This is a genomic window from Microcoleus sp. MON2_D5 (genome assembly GCF_036701905.1).
GTDB lineage: Bacteria > Cyanobacteriota > Cyanobacteriia > Cyanobacteriales > Microcoleaceae > Microcoleus.
This window is the reverse complement of record NZ_JAUBRM010000152.1, coordinates 1-8,616: the sequence shown is the minus strand read 5'-3', so window position 1 is coordinate 8,616 and position 8,616 is coordinate 1. Positions and strand designations below refer to the sequence as shown.

Here is an 8,616-nt window from a genome sequence, read left to right as displayed (position 1 = left end):
TATCCTTTCTCTGCGCTGTGCTTATCTCAATGGTCAACTTTCCACTTGATATATGTGCAAAACTGAGATGCACCCTAATAATCTCCCTCCTGTATCCTCTTTGTCAATACCCCCTGACCTGAATCCTTACGATTTAAAGGCTAATTAATCATGTTCAAAATGTTAGATTGCGATGTTGCGAAGTCCGACGAGGGTTGAAACCTCCGTCTCATAGCTGAAGTCCTCTTCAGAGGACTTCTGAGAAGAATTTCAATGGTAATTAACAATTTTCAAAATGTCACCCTTAATTAACATTGTGCACATCTTCAGTCCTCTTTCAGAGGACTTTCGCTATGAGACAGGGGTTTCAACCCCTGACGGAGTATGGGACTGACGACAAATCCGAATCGCCTTTTCAACCTCTGGCGGACTATGGGACTGACGACCAATCCCGGCAATTGTTGCTACAATCAAAAAAACCAACCGCCTCAAAATCTCCCCAATGTTGGATAAAATATGGCGATTCCTCAAACAATTTATTCAGCGGGTTTTCCGCACTTTTTCCCAGGATTTTAACCCCCCCTGGCCCCCCCTTGGTAAGGGGGGGGAACAAGAGGAAACAAATCTTGCTTCCCCCCTTACTAAGGGGGGACTGAGGGGGGTTCCTCCAACTTTGACTGATGCGGAATACGAGGCGAAGTTGATGGAACTTCTCGAAGGGGTGAATCAGGGCTGGGGAAGGGGGGATGTTGCGGAATTCTTAATCGCAAAACGCATTAAAAATGGTGATTGTGCGGCTTGGTTGCGGAGGTTTGAGGCTCGATTGTTGGCGGGCGCGCAGGGGAGTACAGCGTCTGCGGATGCGGTGGTATCGCTTCAGGAATTGGCGCGCAGGTTGGAGTTGTTGGGTAGAGTTGCGGGCGGGGAATTGGGAGAGTGCGCGGGGAATGTTGGTAGGGAGATTTTGGTTGAGTTTCCGCTATCTTCGGTTGAGGGGGATGAGGGGGGAGAGGATGTTGATGGAGAGGCTGAGAAATGGAAAAAGCGAGGAAATGAGCAATCTGATTTAGGGGATTTTGAAGGGGCGCTGAAGTCTTACGACAAAGCCTTAGAATTCAAACCAGATTTTTACCGAGCCTGGAACAGCAGGGGTATTATACTTTGCGATAATTTAAAAAGATATGAAGAGGCGATCGCATCTTTTAACAAAGCCTTAGAAATCAAACCAAATTTTCACGTTGCCTGGTACAATCGGGGCGTTGCACTGCGTAATTTAGGCAGATTTGAAGAGGCGATCACCTCCTACGACAAAGCCTTAGAAATTAAACCAGATTTACACGTTGCCTGGACTAATCGGGGCATTTCACTGGATGATCTAGGCAGAGTTGAAGATGCGATTGCCTCCTGGGACAAAGCCTTAGAAATCAAACCAGATTATCACGAAGTCTGGAACGATCGGGGCGTTGCACTGGGTAATTTAGGCAGAGTTGAAGATGCCATCGCCTGCTTCGACAAAGCCTTAGAAATCAAACCAGATTTACACGGAGCCTGGAACAATCGGGGCCTTGCACTGGGTAATTTAGGCAGAGTTGAAGATGCCATCGCCTGCTTCGACAAAGCCTTAGAAATCAAACCAGATAAACACGAAGCCTGGTACACTCGGGGCTATGCACTGGGTAATTTAGAAAGATTAGAAGAAGCGATCGCCTCCTACGACAAAGCCTTAGAAATCAAACCAGATTATCACGAAGCCTGGATTAACCGTAGCCAGGCAGTCAACGCACGTGGATTTAACCAGCTAGTTTATGAAATCTTACAGGTAAAATTCCCTAAATCTCCACCAGTAACCAGAACTATTGTAACTCACAACCTGAAGCAGCGTGGCTATGAAGGCACAATATTAACATTACAAGCAGGCTTAGAGTATTGCCGGCCAAATACCCACCCTGAAGGATATGGATTGTTGCATCGAGCAATCGGAAATGCTCACTACCAGCGCGGAAAACTCAATTCTCCCAACACCTATTGGAATAAAGCCACCATCAGCTACGACGAAGCCCTCAAAACTCTAACCAAAGATGCTTTCCTAAAACTGCATCTAGAAGTATGGCAGAAATTAATCAAAACCTTAGTCAGCTTAAAGCAAACTGACGAAGCCAATAAATTACAGCGAGATGCAACCGATTTATTACAACGCTTACTAAAACAGCAAAACTATTCCCAACTCACCCAACAGCAACTCACCGACAAATTAGTTAGCTTTGAACAGTTAACCGTAAATATCTTCATCCAATCGGGGCTATTTGCCCACGCCTTAGCCACAGCCGAAACCGATAAAAATGTCTGCTTATCTTGGCTGCTGGATGCCTTGCCCATTCCCGATTACGAAACAGAAGAAACAGTCACTCACTCACAAATTCAGCAACTTCTAAATCCCACAACAGCCGCGATTTACTGGCATCTCAGCGACGCATCCCTGACAACATTCATCATTAAATCCGATGGCTTGTTGTCTCCCGAAAACTGTTTCAGCGATTTTCCAGATAAATTTGAAGAATGGGTAAAGGAGTGGAATCAACAATACACCGATTATCAATCTCAGGAGAAAACAAGCCAACAAAATCATCCTTGGCGTGCGGGAATGGCAAGTAAATTTTCCCGACTCAAGGAAATCCTGAAAATTGATGTCATTGAACAGAAATTAGAGGGGATTACCGACTTAATTCTGATTCCTCACCGGGACTTGCACCGCTTCCCAATTCATGCTTTGTTTAGTCGTGATTTTGTGGTTAGTTATTTGCCTAGCGCGGCAGTTGGGATGAATTTGCAACATCGGTTTAGCGGAATCTCTCGTTTATCTCCAAGTTCAGATCCCCCTAAATCCCCCTTAAGAAGGGGGACTGTGAATGAGTCAGTCCCCCCATCCGAAGATACATTGAACACTCTTGTCCCCCCCTTCTTAAGGGGGGTTAGGGGGGATCAAAAACCTGAAAACCCAGCCGAAATCTCTGATTTACCTCCCAGTTCAGATCCCCCTAAGTCCCCCTTAAGAAGGGGGACTTTGAATACTGGGGATCTAGCCATCCTCAGCATCGAAAATCCCCACAGCGTAAGTATCGATAAAAACGGCCAAGAAAAAACATTCGCCCCTCTCCCCGCCGCCGAAATCGAATCGGAAATTATTTGCCGAATGTTTCCCAAATCTACCCGACTGGGAAAAGACGCAGCCACCCTCGATGAAGTCAAAAGATTATTGCAACAGCCGCACGATGTTTTTCACTTCACCGGCCACGGCAGCTATAATTTTGATAATCCCCTAGAATCCACTTTATACTTAAGCGGCAACCACCGATTGACTGTCAGAGAAATTATCAAACATGACCTCCGCAACTACAAATTAATCTGCCTTCCCGCCTGCGAAACCGCATTGACTGACAAACAAACAATTCTCGCCGAATATGTAGGATTGACTAGCGGTTTTATGCGCGCGGGAGTTGGCTGTGTCGTCAGTACCCTGTGGCCCGTAGAATCCCGTGCGAGTGCGTTATTAATGATTTATTTTTACCAACGGTGGCGAGAAGTCGGCGATTCTCTGCCCGTCGCTTTAATAAATGCTCAAAAATGGCTGCGAGAAGCCACCCGCGAGGATTTAGCCGCCTGGCATCAAGGGGAAATTGACAAGATTTCCGCAAACAGCCGCGAAGTTCCTGAAGTTAAATTTATGCTGAACCGATTCTTTAACAGGAATCGCGAAGCGTTGGCTAAAATGGAATTAGACCCACCTTATCAGCATCCCTACTATTGGGCTGCTTTCACTATCACAGGATTATGAACGACACGCAAGACGAGATTTTCAAAGCTTTTATTGTGGCGCTACTGCAACAAACTGAACCGTTGCCCGCAGCCGTCCAATCTGAGTGCAATAAAATAGGTGAAAATTTCACAATTATTGATATCGAAAGACTTGCAAAATCGCATCCCCCTTTGCTGGTGGCTTATAACGAAGCTGATGGTTGGTTAGTGAATCACAGCAGCCAACGCAGCAAAGGATTAGATTTTGTGCCGAATGCTGAATTTGAAAATAACAACACTACTACCACCGAAACTGATAACACCTCTAGCGACATCAGCGATTTGACAAATTTGCCGGAAATTCTCAAAAAAATCGAGGCAAAAGTCCAGCCGCGCGGGTTTCGAGAATTCCTCAGAAAACTTTTGCAAGCTAAGGACTCCGTGCAAGCAAGCCGAGATACAATCTTATTGTCGATCGCAGACGGTTTGGCCCATGAGTAACGAGAATTTGCTAATCTACCCGACTGTTGATTTGTTTATCTACGATTTAGCAGACGGTAGCGGGCAAAATGAGGACAAGATTAGCCAAAATCGCGAACAGTTTTGGCAAAAGATTTATGCCGACCAAATCTCTGCGCCGCAGCTAGAAAAACTAAAACAAGCTGAAACGGAAACTGCTGATTATATCGAGTTACTGGGCGACCCAAAAATAGCAGCATTGGAGTCTCCCCTCGATGGCTATTCCTATCCCGTCAAAATCGGCGATACTTATGCGGCACAATTTGACTTGTCTGGCAAAATAGAACCCGACGAGAATAAGAAATTTGCACCCAAAGAAATCGATTGTTTAGAATGGCTGAAACAACAAGTAATCTCCCGTGTCAATCCACCGGCTACCATCGGTCAAAGTTGGCTGGTTTGGGGACAATTGACGGTTGATGACCAAGACGCTTTATCAACTGCTAAAAATTGCTACACCAAAATGAATCTATTCCCCAATGCTAAATGGGAAAGAGACTTACAAACCGAAGGACAATTTTTAGGTGCAAATTTTTACGAATTGTGGCTACCACCGGGGGATAGGGGCAATATCAGCCAAAATTATCATGTCTTAATTTGCTTGTTTCCCTACAACAGCGGTCAATCAATTCGCGATATCAGCAAGACTGTCGAGAAACTTTATACGCATTTGATGCGATTATTTGCCTACCGCAATAAGGTGATTTGGGCTTACACTCAAAGCCGCCAACTTAAAGCTGACCTCAAGGATGCTTCGCGGACGATTCAACAAATTGTCACCCAACTCCCGGAACAGGTGAATACCCGTAAAGTTGACCTGAAAGAATTGCAGCAAAGTTTAGTTAATTCCTTGACTATTTTCTCGGCTTATGATAATTATATCCGCAGATGGGAAGAGCAAGAAAATACCATCAAAACTAATCTAAAAAATTACGAAAAACGGCTGGGGACAATAGGCGATAAGATGGGGAGCGATAGAACAGATTTTAAATTTATGGAAAACTTCAGCATTTTTGCTACCGAGAAGTATGTATGTCAAATGGAAGCTGATAATAGGAGTTTAAGTGGAGGTTTGAGATTGCTAGAAAATGCAATTCAGACGATTAAAGGGATTAGTGAGATTGAGAGGGCTAAGAGCGATCGCACTCTAAATGTTACAATTGCAGCGGCTGGTGTGGGAATTGCCACCAGCGGAGTTTATGCCAGCACTTATGCTAGTAAAATCGACAGTACCCACAATCAAATCCCTGCGAATACAGTCTTTTGGTCTAGTATTGGTTGGGGATTTGTTGCAGGTGCGTTGGGTGCGATCGTCCTAATAGTAATTGGCAAGAAATGGCGCTAAAATAGTTGCAGGGGTTACGCATTCAGAATTTTGGAAACTCGATCCCCCCTAACCCCCCTTAATAAGGGGGGGACAAGAGTTGTTCAAAGTCCCCCTTGTTAAGGGGGATTTAGGGGGATTGAGACTTTGCAAAAAGCGATTTCAATCGCCGATTGAAATCGCTTTTCTACACATACAACAAAGTCCGCCTGCCCGGACTGAAGAGAGAAAAGAGATAATAAAATGACAACCGTTACTTTAAACTTAGATACTGTCGAACTAACAGATGAACAGTTTTACCGTTTATGCCAGATGAATCGAGATTGGCAATTTGAACGGACACCTAAAGGAGAAATCATTATTATGTCACCCGTAGGCGGAGTTAACGCCAATCGAGAAGCCTATTTAATTACAGATTTGGGCTTGTGGAACCGTAAAACGCAGCTAGGGATAGTGTTTAGTTCTTCTACAATTTTTCGCTTGCCTAATAATGGCGATCGATCGCCTGATGCCGCTTGGGTTAGCTTAGAAAGATGGTCTGCTTTAACAGCAGAAGAACAAGAGAAATTTCCGCCAATCTGTCCTGATTTTGTCATAGAATTGCGTGAAGCGAAGCTATCCCGTAGGGAATCGCCCCCAGACCCGCTGCGGCCGCTTCAGGAGAAAATGCAGGAGTATCTAAACAGTGGTTTACGCTTGGGTTGGTTAATTAATCCTCTAGACGAACAAGTGGAGATTTATCGCCCTTCTCGCGAAGTAGAGATTGTACAATTTCCTGTAAGTTTATCGGGAGAAGATGTCTTGCCTGGATTTGTGCTTAATTTGCCGATGATTTGATATTGCATCAAACTTTTTCTGTTTCCAACTGTATTTTCTTGGGACAAATATCATCATCGTACCAACCAGTCAAAGCCACCGCCAAAGCATCCGCCGCATCATCGGGTTTCGGAATATAACCCAACTCTAACTCCCGCGCCACCGCCTCTTGCACTTCGGATTTATCCGCATTACCGCGCCCGGTCAAAGCTTGCTTAATTTGAGCCGGCGTAAACTCGAACAGCGGCACTCCACACTGCGCCAATACTAGCGTCAAAACACCCCGCGCTTGCGCTACCAGTATGGTATTTCCCATCTTGTAAAAGAACAGTTTTTCGGCAATTGCTATATCAGGTTTAATCTGTTCAATTACCTCGTGCAAATCGTCGTAAATTGTTTTCAATCGCTGTCCCATTTCCTGTTTTGGCGTTGTTTTTATGACGCCGCAATCAATCATGGAAACAACGTTTTCATCTTGTTTTCCGGGGACAATGTGACAGGAAATTGCGCCGTATCCGAGGCTTGCTAAGCCTGGATCTAATCCTAAAATTCGTTTTTCCATTGCCAGAATTAGTAATTGGAACTGGGAAGGAGGCATTAAAAATTTGGGAAATGTTTCCTCACTACCCATTACCAATTACCAATTATTAATTACCCCTCAGTTGTTTCTAGGCCGAATACCCGATCGAACACTTTAGTCACTTTATACCCCGAATCTATTGATTCTAGCGGGTCTTTCCGCAACCGGTGCCGCAAACACAGAGTCATCACCCGGCGAATATCGTCCACAGTCACCTCTGTGCGGCATTCCAAAGCCGTGAAAGCTTTCGCAGCCCGATTCGTCACCAAATCGCCCCGCAGCCCGTCTACGTCCAATTCCGCGCAAACTTGGGAGATTTTCACCCGCAACTCTCGATCGATAGTTACCGATTTCAGCCTTTCCTGGGCTTCCACCAACTTCTGCTGCATATCATCTTGTTCGTGCTGATATTTCGCGAGAAACTCCGCTGGATTTTGGTCAAAACTCGATCGCTGTTCGACAATTTCCACTCTTAAATTTGGGTCTTTCACAGTCCGAATTTCTGCGTGCATCCCAAATCTATCGAGCAACTGCGGCCGCAATTCTCCTTCTTCTGGGTTGCCGGAACCGATTAAAATAAACTTAGCCGGGTGGCGGATCGAAATGCCTTCTCTTTCAACAGTATTCCAACCGCTGGCGGCCGAGTCGAGCAAAACATCGACTAAATGATCGTCGAGCAAATTGACTTCATCAACGTAAAGAATGCCGCGGTTAGCTTTAGCTAAAAGGCCGGGTTCAAAAGCTTTAACTCCTTCCGACAAAGCTTTCTCGATGTCGATCGTACCGCAAACTCGGTCTTCGGTAGCGCCCAGAGGCAAGTCTACCATTTGAACTTTCTTGCGCGCGATTTTAATGTCAGTTTGAGATAAAGTGCGATCGCGCACCTCATCGCTCATCAAATCTGGATCGCTGGGATGACTGTTAAAAGGATCGTCAGCCACCACCTCAATTTCCGGCAGCAAGTCAGTGAGGGCGCGGATTGTGGTAGATTTACCAGTACCTCGATCGCCCATAATCATCACCCCGCCAATTTTGGGATCGATGACATTCAACAGCAGCGCCAGTTTCATCTCCTCCTGGCCAACAATCGCAGTGAAGGGAAAAACAGCGCGGCGGGCTGGGGTAGCGGTAACGGTTGGTAGAACGCCCGCATTTAGGGTATTGCTGACTTCGGCAGTAGGACTCACAGGATAACTCAAAATATAATAATTGCTTGTTTATTGTGACATACAAGCGGACAACAGTCGATCTGCAGCCTTGAAATCCAAGTACAGAGTTTGTCTGAGCCCTCTCAAAACCCGCCAAAAACAGACTCTTTCTGAGACAAAGAACGCGCCAACTCTAAAACTTGTATCTGACGTTCGTCTGACAAACGTCCAACCATCGCAGCTAATAGCTCAGATACAGACAACCAACGCCTTTCTTTCGACTTCCAAACAACTAAAAACTGCTCCGTAGACAGAGTACACAAAGCTATCGTTTCGCCAGAGCGATCGCTAAATTCTACTTCGTAATTTCCATCATCATAACGGGTGCATCTCAGTTTTGCACATATATCAAGTGGAAAGTTGACCATTGAGATAAGCACAGCGCAGAGAAAGGATAG

At 45.4% G+C, this 8,616-nt stretch carries 7 protein-coding genes; 4 read left to right on the top strand and 3 right to left on the bottom strand.

Features of this window, described 5'->3' with window-relative positions; translation table 11 throughout:
• Positions 1-481 precede the first annotated feature (481 nt).
• From QUA47_RS29235 to QUA47_RS29220, 4 genes are all read left to right on the top strand, one after another.
• Entirely contained in the window at positions 482-3,811 is a 3,330-nt protein-coding gene (locus tag QUA47_RS29235; protein ID WP_333433373.1) for a tetratricopeptide repeat protein, read from the top strand.
• The gene (locus QUA47_RS29230) at positions 3,808-4,272 is read left to right on the top strand and encodes a hypothetical protein (RefSeq protein ID WP_333433372.1); all 465 of its coding nucleotides are present in this window, start codon (positions 3,808-3,810) and stop codon (positions 4,270-4,272) included. The genes QUA47_RS29235 and QUA47_RS29230 overlap by 4 nt, the downstream gene beginning before the upstream one ends.
• Positions 4,265-5,635 carry a hypothetical protein gene (locus QUA47_RS29225; protein WP_333433371.1) on the top strand — a complete coding sequence of 457 codons (1,371 nt, stop codon included), beginning with the start codon at positions 4,265-4,267 and terminating at the stop codon, positions 5,633-5,635. Before QUA47_RS29230 ends, QUA47_RS29225 begins: the two co-directional genes overlap by 8 nt.
• 222 nt (positions 5,636-5,857) lie before the next feature.
• Entirely contained in the window at positions 5,858-6,451 is a 594-nt protein-coding gene (locus QUA47_RS29220; protein ID WP_333433370.1) for a Uma2 family endonuclease, read from the top strand.
• A gap of 7 nt (positions 6,452-6,458) precedes the next feature.
• Here the strand turns inward: QUA47_RS29220 and ruvC are convergent, their stop codons facing one another.
• The 3 genes from ruvC to QUA47_RS29205 form a co-directional block, all read right to left on the bottom strand.
• Positions 6,459-6,992: a crossover junction endodeoxyribonuclease RuvC gene (ruvC, locus tag QUA47_RS29215; RefSeq protein ID WP_333433374.1), complete on the bottom strand. Its 534-nt coding sequence runs from the start codon at positions 6,990-6,992 to the stop codon at positions 6,459-6,461.
• 89 nt (positions 6,993-7,081) lie between these two features.
• Positions 7,082-8,197: a magnesium chelatase ATPase subunit I gene (gene bchI / locus QUA47_RS29210; RefSeq protein ID WP_333433369.1), complete on the bottom strand. Its 1,116-nt coding sequence runs from the start codon at positions 8,195-8,197 to the stop codon at positions 7,082-7,084.
• A gap of 104 nt (positions 8,198-8,301) precedes the next feature.
• Positions 8,302-8,616 (bottom strand): DUF4926 domain-containing protein (locus tag QUA47_RS29205; RefSeq protein WP_333433368.1); only part of this gene is annotated, 315 nt, incomplete at its 5' end.